The sequence below is a fragment of the Virgibacillus sp. 7505 genome (genome assembly GCF_002272135.1).
Taxonomy (GTDB): Bacteria; Bacillota; Bacilli; order Bacillales; family Amphibacillaceae; genus Terribacillus.
Genome location: NZ_NPBF01000011.1, coordinates 1 through 18,189 on the forward strand (window position 1 = coordinate 1; position 18,189 = coordinate 18,189).

Consider the following 18,189-nt stretch of genomic DNA (forward strand, 5'->3'; position numbering starts at 1 on the left):
GACATGCAACCTGCACAGGCAGACGTTTCCATTGTTGGAAAATGTCTGTCTGGCGCGGGTTTTGTGTATTTACATAGATGAATTTAACGCGCACTCACATGGAAATGATGGTACAATAAATAGTTAGATGCGTTTGTTCAAAAGGAGGAATTACCTTGCTTAAAGATTTTTTTAGCAAGAAGAAACATGCTTCTAAGCCGAGTGAAGAGGCGAAGCAGGATATTCCTGAAGGACTCATGCTCAAATGCTCGGATTGTGGAAAGATCTACTACCGGGAAGAGATGAGAAAGCAATTGAATGTGTGTCCGAACTGCGGCCACCATCATCAATTGCCTTCTGACGAGCGAATTAACAACTTGTTCGACGAAGGTTCATTTATGGAATATGATACAGACTTAAAAACAGGCAATCCGCTTGGATTCCCAAGCTATACGCAGAAGTTGGAGAAAGACCAGCTGAAGACAGGCTTAAAGGAAGCAGTCGTAACTGGTGAAGGTACGATAAACGGTTTCCGTACGGCCTTTGCTGTCATGGACTCTCGCTTCCGAATGGCAAGCATGGGTTCTGTCGCCGGGGAAAAGATTGCTCGTGCAATTGAAAATGCACGTAAAGCGAACATTCCGTTCATCATTTTCACAGCATCTGGCGGCGCCAGAATGCAGGAGGGCGCTTTAAGCCTTATGCAGATGGCCAAGACATCTGCTGCTGTCCAGCGTTTCCGTGATGCTGGCGGACTGATGATTTCTGTCATGACGAATCCTACATATGGAGGAGTTTCTGCAAGTTTTGCATCGCTCGGGGATTATAACTTTGCCGAGCCAGGAGCACTAATCGGCTTTGCAGGAAGACGCGTTGTAGAAGAAACAATTCGTGAAAAGCTTCCAGAGGACTTCCAGACCGCGGAATTCCTATTGGCACATGGGCAGCTGGACGATGTTATCAATCGCCATGATATGAAAAAATACCTGACCACGATCCTCGATATTCATCAAGCAGGAGGAAACGTATCATGAAACAAGTATTGGAATTCGAGAAGCCAGTCATCGCTCTGCGTGAAAAGATTGCAGAGCTGAAGACATTCACGAAGGAGAGCGACCTGGATTTAACGGAAGAAATCGTTAAGCTGGAGACGCGGCTTGAAAAGCTGGAAAATGATATTTATACGAACCTGAAGCCTTGGGATCGTGTGCAAATGGCGCGACATGCTGAGCGTCCGACGACTCTTGATTATGTGGAGCAGCTTTTCACTGATTTCCTGGAGTTCCATGGAGATCGTTACTATGGGGATGATGCTGCAATAGTTGCAGGTATCGCCAAGTACAAAGGCCGCCCAGTAACCATTGTAGGACATCAGCGGGGTAAAACGACGAAAGAAAACATTCGCCGTAATTTCGGAATGCCGCATCCGGAAGGTTTCCGGAAAGCAGCCCGTCATATGCAGCAGGCTGCTAAATTTGGCCGTCCGATCATTTGCTTCATCGATACAAAGGGTGCATTCCCGGGTCGAGCAGCAGAAGAACGCGGACAAAGTGAAGCAATTGCCCGTAACCTTATGGAAATGTCCGGCTTTGAAGTACCGATCATATGCATCGTTATCGGAGAAGGCGGCAGCGGCGGCGCATTGGCTCTTGGTGTCGGTGATCGTTTGCTTATGCTGGAGAATTCCACGTTCTCTGTTATTTCACCAGAAGGTGCAGCGTCCATCCTGTGGAAAGACGGCGGGAAAGCGAAGGAAGCAGCAGAAAAACTCAAGATTACAGCACCTGACTTGAAAGAACTCGGTGTTATCGATGATATTATCCCGGAAATCCGCGGCGGTGCACATCGGGATCTCTCGGCGCAAGCAGAGCTTGTGGATCAGGCAATTGCCGAGCATCTTTCTCAATTGGAAAAATTGGACAAGCAAGTATTACTGGAACAAAGATGGGAAAAATATAGTAATATTGGTTCGTTTGCTGAATAAGCACTCGTACAACTGACTTCATCTTCCGCTTCTGTAAACGATTTACATAGGCTTTTTTGCGGAATTCTTTCTCTTACTTTTTTTAATAAGAAAATTATATGTTTTTATTTGATAATAAGCTGGATAAGGATTATCTTTGAGAGGGTATAAAAGTTCTATAATCGAAATTGCTTAGAGGTGAGCGCATGAAAAAGATAGGTGTTCTAACAAGCGGAGGAGATTCTCCAGGCATGAACGCGGCAATCCGTTCTGTAGTAAGAAAGGCTATTTATCATGATTTGGAAGTGTATGGTATATATAACGGCTATCAAGGTTTGATTGATGGAAATATCAAACAACTGGATCTTGGATCAGTCGGCGATATCATTCAGCGCGGCGGTACGGTGCTCCATACGGCACGCTGTGAAGCATTCAAGACAGATGAAGGACAGAATAAAGGTATCGAGCAGCTGAAGCGTTTTGGCATCGAGGGACTTGTTGTCATTGGCGGTGACGGTTCATTCCGTGGAGCAGAGAAGCTGACGCAAAAAGGTTATCCATGCATTGGTGTACCAGGAACGATCGATAACGATATTCCAGGTACAGACTTTACCATCGGTTTTGATACAGCACTAAACACAGTTATCGAAGCAATTGATAAAGTGCGCGATACTGCTACGAGCCACGAGCGCACGTACGTAGTCGAGGTAATGGGGCGTCATGCAGGCGATATTGCTCTATGGGCAGGTCTTGCAGATGGAGCTGAAAGTATTCTCATTCCAGAACAGCCAACAGACTTCAATGACGTAATCGAGCGTCTGAAGCGCGGGCAGGAACGCGGAAAGAAACATAGTATCATCATCGTTGCAGAAGGAGTCGGCAGTGGTTTTGAGTTCGGCAAACGCATCGAGGAAGCAACGAATATGGATACACGAGTAACTATTTTGGGCCATGTGCAAAGGGGCGGATCGCCTACAGCGAATGATCGCGTGCTTGCAAGCCGTCTAGGGGCGCACGCTGTTGATCTTCTGCTTGAAGGCAAATCCGGACGCATGGTAGGAATTCAAAATAATAAACTTGTAGATCATGACATTCTGGAAATTTTAGACCAGAGACACGAAATCGATCTGGATATGTATAAGCTATCCCAGGAATTATCGATTTAATAGATGTTGCACTACTGAAGGAGGATTCTCATAATGAGAAAAACAAAAATCGTATGTACAATTGGACCAGCTTCTGAGTCCGTAGAAACACTAGTTCAGCTAATCGAAGAAGGCATGAATGTTGCACGCCTTAACTTCTCTCACGGAGATTTCGAGGAGCATGGCGCCCGTATCAAGAATATCCGCGAAGCATCAAAACGCACTGGCAAAACAGTAGCTATCCTTTTGGATACAAAAGGACCTGAAATTCGTACTGGAGTTCTGCAAGGCGGCGAAGCGAACATCGAAAAAGGCGACGAAATCTTTGTCAGCATGACTGAGCTGGAAGGTACTAAAGAGAGATTCTCCGTAACGTATCCGGGCTTAATCAATGATGTTCATGTCGGCTCGAAGTTTCTATTGGATGACGGCTTGATCGAATTGGAAGTACTTGACATCGATAAAGCGAATAATGAAATCAAAACAAGAGCATTGAACTCCGGATTGCTTAAAAACAAAAAAGGTGTCAATGTGCCAGGTGTCAGCGTGAATCTTCCGGGTATTACAGACAAAGATGCAAGCGACATCCAGTTCGGTATCGAACAAGGCATTGATTTCATCGCTGCTTCCTTCGTAAGACGCCCATCTGATGTATTGGAGATCCGCGAATTGCTTGAGAAGCATGAAGCTGGTCATATCCAAATCATCCCGAAAATCGAAAACCAGGAAGGCTTTGACAACCTGGATTCCATTTTGCAGGTGAGTGACGGCCTAATGGTTGCACGTGGTGACCTTGGCGTTGAAATCCCGGCAGAAGATGTACCATTGGCACAAAAAGAGATGATCAAGCAATGTAACATCGCTGGTAAACCAGTTATCACTGCAACACAGATGCTGGACAGCATGCAGCGCAATCCGCGTCCGACACGTGCAGAAGCATCTGACGTTGCGAATGCGATTTTTGATGGCACAGATGCAATCATGCTTTCTGGTGAAACAGCTGCTGGTAACTACCCTGTCGAGGCTGTTCGCACGATGAACAATATCGCTCGCAAAGCAGAGACTGCACTTGACCATAAAGCGATTCTCGATGATCGTTCCAAAGCAAGTGATATGACAATTACAGATGCAATCAGCCAATCTGTTGGCCATACTGCCATCAACTTGAGTGTCAGCGCAATCGTTACAGCTACTTCAAGCGGTTATACTGCTAAGATGATATCCAAATATCGTCCGAAAGCTCCTATCGTAGCAGTTACATTCGATGAAGCGACAAACCGCAGACTAGCCCTTGTATGGGGTGTACAAGCAGTTACAGGTGAACGTGTGGAATCCACGGATGATATGCTTGATCTTGCAGTGGATACAGGATTATCTACTGAATTGTTCAAGCGTGGAGACCGTATCATCATCGCTGCAGGTGTACCTGTGGGAGAAACTGGTACAACCAACTTGATGAAAGTACATGTTATCGGTGATATCCTGGCAAAAGGTCAAGGAATCGGAAAAGGCAGTGTCTACGGCAAAGCTATCGTTGCAAAGGATGCAGAAGAAGCGCAGCGTCTTCTTCAGCCAGGAGATATTCTCGTAACGTACGGAACAGATAAAGACATGATGCCGGCCATTGAGAAAGCTGGCGGTCTTATTGTAGAAGAAGGCGGTTTGACATCCCACGCAGCGGTTGTCGGCTTGAGCCTAGGTATCCCGGTTGTTGTTGGTGTAGCGGAAGCAACAACAAAAATCTCCAATGGCGCACTTGTAACAGTTGACGCAGCCAAAGGTGATATTTACGACGGTCATGCAAGTGTTCTTTAAGATATAAGTGAGACTAGGAGAGGGGATGAGACCCTCTCCTTTTTTCATTCTAAAAGGCTGTGGTACACTTGAATCATTCTAAGTTAATGGAGCGTTGTCTATGAAAAAAGCGTTACTTTTCCTTTTCATCTTGTTCCCGGCCATTGAAATAACATTTTTCATCTGGGCAGGTATGGAAATGGGTTTTCTATGGCTTTTCCTTCTCATTGTCGCAACAGGTCTGCTTGGAGTAGCTTTGGCACGCCGCGAAGGAATCCAAACATATAGGAGGGCAAGGGAGCAAATGCAAAATGGCCAGCCGCCGACAGATGAGGTTCTAAACGGTATTTGCATTCTGATTGGTGGATTCCTTTTACTGCTTCCCGGCTTTTTCAGTGATTTTATAGGTATTTTATTTTTATTGCCGTTTACCCGAAAAAGACTTCGGTACTGGGTGCAGGCGCTGCTCATGCGACTTATAGCGAAAAATACGATTCGTGTTTATCGCCGTTAAGTCTAGTTGCCAGATTTTATATATTGCCAAAGGACACGCAGAACACCAGTATGATAAAGCGTATGGAGGATGACTAACAGTACCGGGCCGGCAAGCAGGCCGATAAAGCCTAACAGCTGGAATCCGGCAAAGACAGCAATCAATGTAGCGAGTGGATTGAGCCCGATCTGGACCGATAATAGATTGGGTTCCATCAGCTGCCGCTGCAGCACAATTACAAGATAAAGCACAGCCAGTCCGATCGTTAAAGAGAAATTGCCACTCAAAAAGCTGTACAGAATCCAAGGAACGAAGACAATTCCTGTTCCAAGATAAGGCACAATATCAACCAGTGAAATGAAAAAAGCCGTAGCAATCGGATGCTCAATGCGAAGTACAGCGAAACCGATACACATGATCACGAATGTTAAACTCAAGAGCAAAGCCTGTGCTTTCAGGAATCCGAAGCATGCTTTTTTAAGTCCTTTGCCTACTTGTTTGGCGGAAGAGAGCAATAGTGAAGGTAGAAATCTATTTAAAAATGCAGAGATTTTTTCCCAGTCCTTACAGATGAAAAAAGTGCCTAGCAAGGCAAAAATACAAACACTTATATAGAGAGGTGCCTTGCCGAGCAACATAGGAACAGCCTCCAGTCCAACCTGAATGCCTTCCCCAAGTGTAGCAGACAGATGCTGAATGACTGCTTGCAGATTCTCATCAAGTGCCTTTTGCTGATCAGGATTCAATTCCTGTTGAAAAGACATCAATCGCTCATAATATGGCACAATATAAAGCTCCGCCAGTTTTTGTACATAACCTATAAAATCAGTGAAATGCACGGGTACAGTCTTAGCCAGATAAGCTGCACCTTGGGCAATTTCATTTACTGCCAATGCAAGGCCAGCAAGGCAGAAACCTAAAAATATCAATAGAATAAGTGCAACTGCCGCTGTCCTGTTCAAGGCTGTCTTCCGTTCGATCAGACGTACTGCTGGGTTCATCAGAATAGCAAGGATGACGGAAATGATAAATGGATATACATAAGGAGCGGCCAGCAGAATGAGAGCAATACTGCCCGCTATCGATCCGAGGACGATACATAATCGCAGCAACTGGTGAAGTGTTGTCATTTGCATGAGCTCACATCCTTTCATTTTCGAGTGAAATAAGTTTGGAGGAAAAATTTTGTTAAACACATCATCATTATTTTTAGTAATCATTCTTATATTAGGAATCATCGGAAAAAATCAATCGATCACGATTGCCGCATATGTCCTGCTCGGCATTAAGGTACTGCAGCTGGATGACAAGGTGTTCCCATTTTTAGCTTCCAAAGGGTTAAGTATCGGAATCACCGTCCTTACAATTGCAGTACTTGTCCCAATTGCAAGCGGAGAAATTGGGTTCAAAGATTTATATGCAAGTGTGAAATCATATTATGCCTGGGTAGCATTGGCAGCTGGGATTCTTGTTGCGGTTTTAGGTAAATACGGCGTCAACCTCATGTCTTCAGATCCGCAGGTGACAGTGGCGCTTGTAATCGGCACAATCCTTGCTGTTGTGCTATTAAACGGTGTCGCGGTAGGTCCGCTGATAGGTGCGGGAATCGCTTATATGGTATTTCAGATTGTCGGACTATTTACTAAATAACGAAAAATTGATATTATTCCAATAATAAAGAAAACAAAAAAATTAAAACGTTTTCATTTCACAAATAGTTATATTATGTTTATAATGAAAGTGCTTCACTCAAATATCTAGCAACTTGAAGTTTTTATTACACATGTTATGGATTTGACTTTTACTAAAGGGGAGAGATTAACATGGCAGTAGTTAAGGGGCTTGAAGGTGTTGTAGCGGCAGAATCAAAGATCAGCTCGATTATCGACGATCAACTGACTTATGCTGGCTATAGCATCGATGATCTTGCTAGTAATTCCAGTTTCGAGGAAGTAATTTATTTATTATGGCATGATGAGCTGCCGACTGAGGAGCAGCTTGCACAGCTAAAAGGGGAATTGGCTGCGCAAGCTAAGCTTCCAGAACCGGTTATCGATCACTTGAAATCCTGTGATTTGAAAGCGGTTCATCCAATGGCTGCACTTCGCACTGCTGTTTCGCTGCTTGGTTTGTACGATGAGGATGCAGAAGTGAATACACCAGAAGCGAACGCTAAGAAGGCAATCCGTCTTCAGGCACAGATTGCAACACTAGTTGCTACTTTTTCCCGTATCCGTTCCGGTCAGGAACCAGTAACACCGCGGGAAGATTTTAGCTATGCTGCGAATTTCCTGTATATGTTCAACGAGAAAGAACCAAGTGCCATTGAGATTGAAGCGATGAATAAGGCACTTGTGCTTCACGCTGACCATGAATTGAATGCATCTACATTTACTGCACGTGTCTGTGTCGGTACATTGTCTGATATGTATTCAGGTCTTACAGCCGCAATTGGTGCATTGAAAGGCCCGCTTCATGGAGGAGCAAACGAGGCAGTTATGGAGATGTTGTTCGACATTGGTGAAATTGACAACGTAGAACCGTATCTTGAAAAGAAATTTGCAAACAAAGAAAAGATCATGGGTATGGGGCACCGTGTCTATAAATCTGGTGATCCGCGTGCAAAATTCCTGAAAGAAATGTCCCGTGAACTGACAGAGATATCCGGTCAGACAAAATGGTATGAAATGAGCGTAAAAGTAGAAGACATCGTCAAGCGGGAGAAAAACCTTCCGGCAAACGTTGATTTCTATTCTGCTACATGCTATTACAGCTTGGGAATCGATCATGATCTTTATACACCGATCTTTACAGTGAGCCGTTTCTCAGGATGGATCGCACATATCCTCGAACAGTATGCAGACAACCGTCTGATCCGTCCGCGTGCAGAATATGTCGGGGAAACACATCGTACGTATACACCATTAGAAGAAAGAGTCTAATATTTTTACAACCATAGAGGAAAATATTTGCTAAACTGATAGAGTATCAGATTTTATTTAGGAGGAATCGAACATGGCTGAAGCAAACAAAATCACAGTAACAAACGGAGCGCTGCAAGTACCGGACCGTCCGGTCATCCCTTTCATCGAAGGAGATGGAACAGGTCCTGATATTTGGGCTGCCGCAAGCCGTGTACTCGAGGCTGCTGTAGATAAGGCTTACAAAGGCGAGAAGTCCATTGAGTGGAAAGAAGTTTACGCAGGTCAGAAAGCATTCGATAAGACAGGCGAATGGCTCCCGGAAGAAACACTTGATGTAATCCGCGAATATAAGATTGCCATCAAGGGTCCATTGACAACGCCGGTTGGCGGCGGTATCCGTTCATTGAACGTAGCGCTAAGACAAGAGCTTGATTTGTTTACTTGCTTGCGTCCGGTCCGCTACTTCAATGGTGTTCCTTCACCAGTGAAGAAGCCTGAGGATACGGATATGGTCATTTTCCGCGAGAATACGGAAGATATCTATGCTGGTATCGAATGGCAGAAGGGCTCACCGGAAGTGAAAAAAGTCATCGATTTCCTTGAGAATGAAATGGGAGTACATAATATTCGCTTCCCGGAAACATCTGGTATCGGCATTAAGCCTGTATCGGAAGAAGGAACACAGCGACTGGTGCGCGCAGCAATTGACTACGCAATCCAAGAAAACAGAAAAAGTGTGACACTGGTTCATAAAGGCAACATCATGAAATTCACCGAAGGCGCCTTCAAGAACTGGGGCTATGAACTTGCTGAAGCTGAATACGGCGACAAAGTATTCACATGGCAGCAGTATGATAAGATTGCCGAAGACCAAGGCCGTGAAGCTGCCGACAAAGCACAGCAGGAAGCGGAAGCAGCTGGTAAGATTGTTATTAAAGATGCGATTGCAGATATCTTCCTTCAGCAGATCCTGACTCGCCCTGCGGAATTTGATGTAGTAGCGACGATGAACCTGAATGGAGATTACATTTCTGATGCTCTTGCTGCACAAGTTGGCGGTATCGGTATCGCTCCAGGAGCGAATATCAACTACGAAACAGGTCACGCCATCTTTGAAGCGACTCATGGTACAGCGCCGAAGTACGCTGGCCTGGATAAAGTGAACCCATCTTCTGTTATCCTTTCCGGAGTGCTATTGCTTGAGCACCTTGGCTGGAGAGAAGCAGCTGATTTGATCACAAAAGCTATGGACAAGACGATTGCTTCCAAAGTTGTCACATACGATTTCGCACGCTTGATGGACGGGGCAACAGAAGTGAAGACGTCTGAGTTCGGTGATGAATTGATCAAAAATATGGACTAATGTGTCGAAGGAGGAAACATCATGGCAATCAAACGCAGAAAAGTATCCGTAATCGGTAGTGGTTTTACAGGAGCTACAACAGCTTTCCTGATTGCACAAAAAGAGCTTGCGGATGTCGTACTAGTCGACATTCCGGACATGGAGGATCCAACCAAGGGTAAAGCCTTGGATATGCTGGAGGCATCTCCGGTGCAGGGCTTTGATGCACATGTGAAAGGCACTTCAGACTATGCTGACACGAAGGATTCCGATGTGGTTGTCATCACTGCGGGTATCGCTCGTAAGCCTGGAATGAGCCGCGATGATCTTGTGAACACAAACAGCAAGATCATGAAATCTGTTACTGAACAAGTTGTGAAGTATTCTCCGGACAGCATCATTGTCGTATTGACCAACCCGGTTGATGCAATGACATACACAGTATACAAAACATCCGGTTTCCCTCGTAATCGTGTAATCGGACAGTCTGGTGTCCTTGATACAGCTCGTTTCCGTACATTTGTAGCAGAAGAGCTTAACCTTTCCATCAAGGATATCACTGGCTTTGTTCTTGGCGGACATGGAGACGATATGGTTCCGCTTATCCGTTATTCCTATGCTGGCGGAATTCCGCTTGAGACATTGATTCCGGAAGATCGCCTCAATGCAATTGTGGAACGTACACGAAAAGGCGGCGGTGAAATCGTCAATTTGCTTGGTAACGGCAGTGCGTATTACGCACCGGCGGCATCCCTGCTCGTGATGGTAGAAGCTATCCTGAAAGATCAGCGTCGTGTTATTCCTTCCATTGCTTATCTGGAAGGTGAATATGGCTACAACGATCTATTCCTTGGCGTTCCGACAATCATCGGCGGCAATGGCTTGGAGGACATCATTCAGCTGGAGCTGACAGATGACGAAAAATCACAGCTTGATAAATCCGTTGAATCTGTACGTAAAGTCATGACTGTGCTGCAATAAATTTAGAAAACCTATCCTATTTTTAGGATAGGTTTTCTTATATTTACAAACTCTTAACAGAGAAAGCGAATTGGCATGGTTCACTTTACAGTTGGAAAACGGTATGATGTTGCATAGAGGGGGCTAGTATCCATGGCACAAAAAGTACTTATTGTTGATGATGAAGAATCCATCGTAACTTTATTGCAATTCAATATAGAAAGAGCTGGGTTTGAAACGGAAACAGCCTTCGATGGCTTAACAGGACTGCAGAAGGCGCTGCAGAATACATATGATATGATCGTGCTCGATCTGATGCTTCCGGAGCTGGATGGAACAGAAGTGTGCAAGCAGCTGAGGCAGAAGCAGATCGATACGCCGATTCTTATGCTGACTGCTCGGGATGAGGAGTTGGACAAGGTTCTCGGTCTTGAGCTAGGTGCGGATGATTATCTGACAAAGCCTTTCAGCCCGAAAGAGGTAGTTGCACGGATCAAAGCTATTTTACGACGCACGAATAAAAGTGATAATTATATGGAAAGCGGCGAAATCAAAATCGCAGGCTTGTCCATTTTCCCGGATCAATACGAAGCGTCCATAAATGGAGAATCCTTGAGCTTCACCCGCAAGGAATTTGAACTTTTACTCTATCTTTCAAAAAATAAGGGGCGTGTCATGTCACGAGATCAGCTGCTGAGCTCGGTCTGGAATTATGACTTCGTCGGAGATACGCGTATCGTGGATGTACATATCAGTCATTTGCGCGAAAAAATTGAACCTGATTCCAAACATCCTGTCTATATCAAGACGATTCGCGGCTTGGGCTATAAGATGGAGGAGCCGCAATAATGCGTCGCAGTTCTTATGGGATTGCCGTTTATGGATCGCTCATCCTGCTGATCTTTGCGGCAATCGGTTTTATCCTTATGCAAATTACTTCTGAGTGGTTTATTCTTTGGAGCGCCCTGCTGATCGGAGCAGCATTGATCATTTCGGTGCTATACCGACTGCAGGAACGCTATATAAAGCCTGTTTCCATGACTGCTGAAGTAGCAGAGGAGCTGGTGAAGGGAAACTATAAGGCAAGGAATTACGAGAATTTCTATGGAGATGCCGGACGCTTGATTCGCTCTGTGAACCAGATTGCGCGCAATCTGCATGAGCTGGAGCTATTGGAGAAGATGCAGGAAGATCAGCTTGAAACGGTGATCGATAATATGGAAAGCGGTCTGATGCTAGTCGATGAACGCGGATATGTGCATCTGGTCAACAGGAAGTTCCTTTCCGTATTCGGAGGCAAGGACAAGGATTACATCGGTCATGTATATCATGACACGATATCCCAAACCAATATCCATCATGTTGTTTCAGAGGCCTTTCTTTATGAAGAGAAAGTTCGTGATGCTTTTACACTGCAGCGCGAAAAGGAAAAGCGCTTCTTCGAAATTGTCGCTGCACCTATATTCAATGACTCCTACGATTTAAAGGGCGCTGTACTCGTTTTCTACGAGATTACAGATTTGAAGCGTGTGGAGGAGATGCGGAAGGATTTCGTGGCCAATGTCTCGCATGAACTGAAAACGCCGCTCACATCCATCCGTGGTTTTTCCGAAACATTGCTTGAAGAAGGGGCTTTGGATGATAAGGAGCTCACAGAGCGCTTTATTACGATTATCAACAATGAAAGTCAGCGCCTTCAGGCATTGGTGAAGGATTTACTAGAGCTTTCCCGTCTGGAGAAAGAAGAACTGCAGATGCGGATGGAGAGGCTCGACTTCAGCAGTATGGTTGATACCATCATGCCTATGATAGATCAGCATGCAGCCAATAAGAATATCGAAGTGGAACTGGAGCTTCCTGGCAGTGTCATCATGCGAGGAGACGAAGACCGGCTGAAGCAGCTCGTCATCAATTTACTGAATAATGCTGTGAACTATACACCGTCAAATGGCAAGGTGAAGCTGAAGGTAACACAATCGAATGATGCTGTGTTTGCCGAGATAACAGATACTGGTATTGGAATTCCGGAAGATTCACTAGATCGGGTATTTGAGCGTTTTTACCGCGTCGATAAAGCTCGCAGCCGAAATACTGGCGGAACCGGACTAGGTCTCGCAATCGTCAAGCATGTTGTGGAGGCGCATGGCGGAACGATAACAGTAAGCAGTGAAGTGAATAAAGGAACTACTTTTTCTATTCGATTGCCAAAGGCTCTTGGTTAAGATCGTCCACTGGACGATCTTTTTTGTTTCAGCAAGGAAACATGGTAAACTAATGAAAAGAGACAGGAACGATGATAAAGGAGTTTGATGTATGACGAATAAATTGGTATTGATCGATGGAAACAGCATCGCTTATCGTGCGTTTTTTGCACTGCCGCTGTTGAATAATGATAAAGGTATCCATACAAATGCTATCTATGGATTCACTACAATGCTTTTCCGTATTTTAGAGAATGAAAAACCGACGCATTTGCTAGTAGCCTTTGATGCTGGGAAGACGACTTTCCGTCATGAAACGTACAAAGAATACAAAGGCGGCCGTCAGAAGACACCATCTGAATTATCGGAGCAATTCCCGCTGCTGCGTGAATTGCTGGATGCATTCTCTATTAAGCATTATCAGCTGAATCAATATGAGGCGGATGATATCATCGGTACATTGACTAAGCAAGCAGAAGCGGAAGATTACGAGATTAAAGTCATTTCCGGGGACAAGGATTTATTGCAGCTTGTCAGTGATAAGACGACTATTCAGCTTACAAGAAAAGGTATCAGTGAAATTGATTCCTATACACCGGACTTTTTATTGGAAAACATGGAGGTCACACCTGATCAGATTATCGATATGAAAGCGCTCATGGGAGATAGCTCCGACAATATACCAGGAGTTCCCGGTGTCGGTCAAAAGACTGCTGTCAAATTGCTGAAGCAGTTCCAAACGCTCGATCGTATTTACGAACAACTGGATGATGTATCAGGTAAAAGCATAAAGCAGAAGCTGACGGATAATAAAGAATCGGCATTCATGAGCCGGGAGCTCGCAACTATTGAAACGAAAGCGCCAATTGAAGTGAGTCTTGAAGAAATTAATTATGATGGATTTCAGCCTGCAGCAGTAAGTACGATATTTAAAGATCTCGGCTTTCAGTCGCTGCTTGGGAGACTCGGTGAAGAGGGTGCACCAGAGGAAGTATCGCAAGAGCTTGCGCCGTTGGATGTAACAATCGTGGATAACATCACGGAGGACCTGTTCACTGGAGAAGATGCACTCGTCGTCGAGATGCTGACTGATAATTATCATACAGCTCAAATCGAAGGCTTTGGTCTTGCTAATGCAAATGGAGCTTATTTCATTCCTTCAGATGTTGCGTACGATTCGGATGTGTTCAAAGCGTGGGCGGAGGACAGTACAAAAGCAAAATGGGTTTTTGATGTCAAACGGTCTGTCGTAGCATTGCTGCATCATGGTATTACGATGGAAAATGCTGATTTTGACTTGTTATTGGCGTCTTACTTGATCAATCCATCTGAAAATCATCACGACATTCCAGCAATCGGGCATCGTTTAGGTAAAAAAGATGTCTTATATGATGAAGAAGTATACGGAAAAGGCGCGAAGATGAAGGTCCCGAACTTGGAAGCCTTTAGTGAGCACCTTGCCAGAAAAGCGATGGTCATATACCAGCTTAAGCCAGAGGCAGAAGCAAAGCTGTCGGAGAACGAGCAGCTTGAATTATTCCGTAACTTAGAACTGCCGCTTGCCACCATCCTCGGAGAAATGGAATACCTAGGTGTGCAGGTCGATGTAGAGCGTATCAAAGAAATGAAAGAAGAACTAGGCGGCAGATTATCGGAAATCGAACAAAAAGTGTACGAGCTTGCTGGCGAAGAATTCAATCTCAATTCACCGAAACAGCTGGGACCGATTCTTTTCGAAAAGCTAGGCTTACCGGTCATCAAGAAAACAAAGACAGGATATTCCACATCAGCAGATGTACTGGAACAGCTTGCGGATCAGCATGAGATCATTCAGCAGCTGCTTTTGTACCGTCAATTAGGAAAGCTTCAGTCTACGTACATTGAAGGGCTTTTGAAAGTAGTGGATAAAGACACGAACAAGATCCATACTCGTTTCAATCAAGCCTTGACGCAGACAGGCCGCTTGAGCTCAACGGAGCCGAACCTGCAGAACATACCGATCCGTCTGGAGGAAGGCCGTAAGATCAGACAGGCCTTTGTTCCGTCCAAGGAGAATTCCGTTATTTTTGCAGCAGACTATTCTCAGATTGAGCTCCGGGTTTTAGCGCATATCGCCCAAGATGAAAAATTGATCGAGGCATTCAATGAAGATATGGATATCCACAGCAGGACAGCAATGGACGTTTTCCATGTCGAAGAGAAAGATATTACCAGCAACATGCGCCGCCAAGCAAAGGCAGTCAATTTTGGTATTGTCTATGGAATCAGTGATTATGGTTTATCCCAAAGTCTCGGTATCACACGTAAGGAAGCGCAGCAGTTTATCGACCGCTATCTCAAGAGCTTCCCTGGTGTAAAAACGTATATGGAAGATATCGTCCAGGATGCCAAACAGAAAGGCTTTGTAACGACGCTCATGAATCGCAGACGCTATCTGCCGGATCTGACCAGCCGGAACTTCAATGTGCGGAGCTTTGCTGAACGGACAGCTATGAATACTCCGATCCAGGGCAGTGCAGCTGATATCATCAAAAAAGCGATGATTGATTTGGCAGAACGCCTCGAAGCGGAACAGATGGAAGCGAAGCTTTTGCTTTCGGTGCACGATGAGCTGATTCTGGAAGCACCAGAATCGGAACTAGAGAAATTAAAAGAAGTCGTCCCTGATGTCATGGAACACGCTGTGGAGCTGGATGTACCGCTGAAAGTGGAATACGCATACGGCAAGACATGGTACGACGCGAAATAAGCACGGAAAGAAGGACAAGGAATGCCGGAATTACCAGAGGTAGAAACAGCAAGAAGGACATTGGAACAGCTCGTCGTCGGCAAGACGATTAAAGATATCACGGTCCGCTGGCATAAAATCATTAAATTTGATGAAGGTGTGGAAGCTTTCATCAATCGGCTGAAAGGACAGACGTTTCGTTCCATAGGCCGAAAAGGAAAGTTTCTCCTGTTTTACTTGGATGGGGATGTACTTGTGTCCCATTTGCGGATGGAAGGAAAGTTCTCCGTCAAGCCCGAAGAAGAGCCTTCCGACAAGCATACCCACGTTATCTTCCAGCTGACGAATGGCGAACAGCTGCGTTATAACGACGTCCGTAAATTCGGTACGATGCATCTGTTCACTGAAGGTCAGGAAAATGATACACCGCCGCTTACCTTGGTTGGACCAGAGCCTTTTGATGAAAGCTTCACATTGGATTATTTCAAGGAAAAGGTACAGCGAAGCAGCAGGATGATCAAGAATATTTTGCTGGATCAGACGGTAGTTGCTGGTCTGGGTAATATTTATGTTGATGAGACATTGTTTAAAGCAGGAGTACACCCAGAGCGACGAGGCAGTTCAATGCAAGACATGGAATTGGTTCGTATTCAGCAAGCAGCCGCTGAGACATTGCTGGAAGCAGTCGAAAAAGGCGGCAGCACTATCCGCAGCTATGTGAACAGCCAAGGGAAGATCGGGACGTTCCAGCAGCAGCTGCTCGTATATGGCCAGAACGGCACACCATGCCCGAATTGCGGAAGGGAAATCATTAAAATCAAAGTAGGCGGAAGAGGCACACATATTTGTACTTCCTGTCAGAAGTAAAGGAGGAAGCAAAGTGGGTATTGTAATCGGACTGACTGGCGGCATTGCCTCCGGGAAAAGTACAGTAAGCAGCTTGTTCAAGGAGTATGGTATCCCGGTTGTTGATGCGGATATAGTTGCGCGTGCAGTGGTTGAGCCTGGTGAGCCTGCTTTGGCTAGTATCGTTGAAGCATTCGGCAATGATATCCTGCTTGCTGACGGATCACTTGACCGGCAGAAGCTAGGCGGAATCATCTTTCAGGATCAAGAGCAGCGCGAGATTCTCAATGGTATCGTACATCCTGTTGTCAGGGAAAGGATGACAGCTGAGCGAGATCGTCTTAAAGTCGATCATCCAGCCGTTGTCCTTGATATACCATTATTATTTGAAGGCAATCAATTGCATTTAGTTGAAAAGATAGTTGTTGTGCATGTCGATCCGCAAACACAGCTGCAAAGACTGATGCAGCGAAATGATTTAACTGAGCAAGCAGCACTGGATCGGATCAACAGTCAAATGTCTTTGGCAGACAAAGCTGCCAGAGCGGATGCAATCATTGATAATAATGGCAGCAGGGAAGAAACGAGAGCGCAGCTGGAGCGGCTTTTAGTATCTTGGAACATTAAGGAAGGAGCCTGACAGAAAGGGCTCCTTTTTTATTCGCATTTATCTTTTAATATGTTATACTAATAGTAATAAAACAATATATAGTGTGACACATTAGAGGAGGCAGTATAATGACAACACGTATCGCGATTAATGGATTTGGCAGAATTGGCAGATTGGTTTGCAGACGAGCAATGGAAATGCCTGATTTGGAAATTGTGGCAGTGAATGCTTCTTATCCAGCAGAAACACTGGCCCATCTTCTCCGCTATGACAGTGTGCACGGTAATTTAGATGCTGACATTTCCGCAGAAGCAGGTTCAATTGTTTATGAAGGAAAAACGATACGCGTCATAGGGGAACGGAATCCTGCACAGCTCCCATGGAAAGAACTTGAGGTTGATGTCGTCATCGAAGCGACAGGGAAGTTCTGTTCACAGGAATCAGCATCCCTGCACTTGGATGCAGGTGCGAAAAAGGTTGTCATTACAGCTCCAGGAAAAAATGTGGATGCAACGATCGTGATGGGTGTGAATGATCGGATATATGAAAGTGAATTGCATCATGTCGTTTCCAATGCTTCCTGTACGACGAACTGCCTGGCACCTGTTGTTAAAGTACTGGATGAACGGTTCACGATTAAAAACGGTCTGATGACGACGGTTCATAGCTTCACGAATGATCAGAAGAATATCGACAATCCGCACAAAGATTTGCGCAGAGCTAGAGGCTGTACACAATCGATCATTCCGACGACAACGGGAGCTGCTAAAGCACTCGCGGAAGTACTGCCGCATCTGAAGGGGAAGCTGCACGGCATGGCATTGCGTGTTCCGACTCCAAATGTCTCGCTTGTTGATCTTGTGGTGGATGTGGAAGAATCCGTAACTGCAGAACAAGTCAATGATGCGTTCCGAACAGCGGCAGAAACCGACATGAAAGGCATTATCTCTTATAATGAAGAGCCATTGGTCAGTATCGATTATACGACGACAGCGCAATCGGCTACAATTGATGGTTTATCTACGATCGTTATGGAAGAAAAGAAAATAAAAGTTATTGCTTGGTACGATAATGAATGGGGTTATTCCTGCCGCGTCGTCGATTTGGCACAGCTTGTCGGCAGCAGTCTTCTAAAGACAGATGGAGCAGAAGTCATCTGAGTAAAACTCCCGCTTTGAATTATTTTGGACGTATGCTTGCCAAA

At 45.2% G+C, this 18,189-nt stretch carries 16 protein-coding genes; 15 read left to right on the top strand and 1 reads right to left on the bottom strand.

Annotated elements, in window-relative coordinates; all coding sequences use genetic code 11:
* The first annotated feature begins 155 nt into the window (after positions 1 to 155).
* The 5 genes from accD to CHH91_RS03930 all read left to right on the top strand — a co-directional run bounded on the left by accD (position 156) and on the right by CHH91_RS03930 (position 5,395).
* Entirely contained in the window at positions 156 to 1,013 is an 858-nt protein-coding gene (accD, locus tag CHH91_RS03910) for an acetyl-CoA carboxylase, carboxyltransferase subunit beta (protein ID WP_095222156.1), read from the top strand.
* Positions 1,010 to 1,963, top strand: coding sequence for an acetyl-CoA carboxylase carboxyl transferase subunit alpha (gene accA / locus CHH91_RS03915; RefSeq protein ID WP_095222158.1), 954 nt, complete (start codon positions 1,010 to 1,012; stop codon positions 1,961 to 1,963). The genes accD and accA overlap by 4 nt, the downstream gene beginning before the upstream one ends.
* Positions 1,964 to 2,148: 185 nt before the next feature.
* Positions 2,149 to 3,108: a 6-phosphofructokinase gene (gene pfkA, locus CHH91_RS03920; RefSeq protein ID WP_095222160.1), complete on the top strand. Its 960-nt coding sequence runs from the start codon at positions 2,149 to 2,151 to the stop codon at positions 3,106 to 3,108.
* A 33-nt stretch (positions 3,109 to 3,141) separates the two neighbouring features.
* Positions 3,142 to 4,902, top strand: a complete 1,761-nt coding sequence (gene pyk, locus CHH91_RS03925) for a pyruvate kinase (protein WP_095222162.1) — start codon at positions 3,142 to 3,144, stop codon at positions 4,900 to 4,902.
* A 100-nt stretch (positions 4,903 to 5,002) separates the two neighbouring features.
* A complete protein-coding gene (locus tag CHH91_RS03930) occupies positions 5,003 to 5,395 on the top strand; it encodes an FxsA family protein (protein WP_095222164.1) in 393 nt (130 codons plus the stop codon).
* Positions 5,396 to 5,397: 2 nt separating this feature from the next.
* Here CHH91_RS03930 and ytvI read toward each other — a convergent pair whose 3' ends face one another.
* Positions 5,398 to 6,510 carry a sporulation integral membrane protein YtvI gene (ytvI, locus tag CHH91_RS03935; protein WP_176465661.1) on the bottom strand — a complete coding sequence of 371 codons (1,113 nt, stop codon included), beginning with the start codon at positions 6,508 to 6,510 and terminating at the stop codon, positions 5,398 to 5,400.
* 49 nt (positions 6,511 to 6,559) lie between these two features.
* On the opposite strand from ytvI, the gene CHH91_RS03940 reads away from it, so the two are divergent.
* The 10 genes from CHH91_RS03940 to CHH91_RS03985 all read left to right on the top strand — a co-directional run bounded on the left by CHH91_RS03940 (position 6,560) and on the right by CHH91_RS03985 (position 18,145).
* Entirely contained in the window at positions 6,560 to 7,024 is a 465-nt protein-coding gene (locus tag CHH91_RS03940) for a DUF441 domain-containing protein (protein WP_095220157.1), read from the top strand.
* A gap of 173 nt (positions 7,025 to 7,197) precedes the next feature.
* Positions 7,198 to 8,316 carry a citrate synthase gene (gene citZ / locus CHH91_RS03945; protein ID WP_095222168.1) on the top strand — a complete coding sequence of 373 codons (1,119 nt, stop codon included), beginning with the start codon at positions 7,198 to 7,200 and terminating at the stop codon, positions 8,314 to 8,316.
* A gap of 73 nt (positions 8,317 to 8,389) precedes the next feature.
* Positions 8,390 to 9,661: an NADP-dependent isocitrate dehydrogenase gene (gene icd / locus CHH91_RS03950; protein WP_095222170.1), complete on the top strand. Its 1,272-nt coding sequence runs from the start codon at positions 8,390 to 8,392 to the stop codon at positions 9,659 to 9,661.
* A gap of 21 nt (positions 9,662 to 9,682) precedes the next feature.
* Complete coding sequence (gene mdh / locus CHH91_RS03955) at positions 9,683 to 10,621, top strand: malate dehydrogenase (protein ID WP_095222172.1); 939 nt, start codon at positions 9,683 to 9,685, stop codon at positions 10,619 to 10,621.
* 132 nt (positions 10,622 to 10,753) lie between these two features.
* The gene (locus CHH91_RS03960) at positions 10,754 to 11,449 is read left to right on the top strand and encodes a response regulator transcription factor (RefSeq protein WP_095222174.1); all 696 of its coding nucleotides are present in this window, start codon (positions 10,754 to 10,756) and stop codon (positions 11,447 to 11,449) included.
* Complete coding sequence (pnpS, locus tag CHH91_RS03965; RefSeq protein ID WP_095222176.1) at positions 11,449 to 12,822, top strand: two-component system histidine kinase PnpS; 1,374 nt, start codon at positions 11,449 to 11,451, stop codon at positions 12,820 to 12,822. Before CHH91_RS03960 ends, pnpS begins: the two co-directional genes overlap by 1 nt.
* Before the next feature lie 91 nt (positions 12,823 to 12,913).
* Positions 12,914 to 15,550 carry a DNA polymerase I gene (gene polA, locus CHH91_RS03970; protein ID WP_095222178.1) on the top strand — a complete coding sequence of 879 codons (2,637 nt, stop codon included), beginning with the start codon at positions 12,914 to 12,916 and terminating at the stop codon, positions 15,548 to 15,550.
* A gap of 21 nt (positions 15,551 to 15,571) precedes the next feature.
* Entirely contained in the window at positions 15,572 to 16,396 is an 825-nt protein-coding gene (gene mutM, locus CHH91_RS03975; protein WP_095222180.1) for a DNA-formamidopyrimidine glycosylase, read from the top strand.
* 13 nt (positions 16,397 to 16,409) lie between these two features.
* A complete protein-coding gene (coaE, locus tag CHH91_RS03980) occupies positions 16,410 to 17,015 on the top strand; it encodes a dephospho-CoA kinase (protein ID WP_095222182.1) in 606 nt (201 codons plus the stop codon).
* Positions 17,016 to 17,113: 98 nt separating this feature from the next.
* Complete coding sequence (locus CHH91_RS03985) at positions 17,114 to 18,145, top strand: glyceraldehyde-3-phosphate dehydrogenase (protein ID WP_095222183.1); 1,032 nt, start codon at positions 17,114 to 17,116, stop codon at positions 18,143 to 18,145.
* Positions 18,146 to 18,189: the final 44 nt, after the last annotated feature.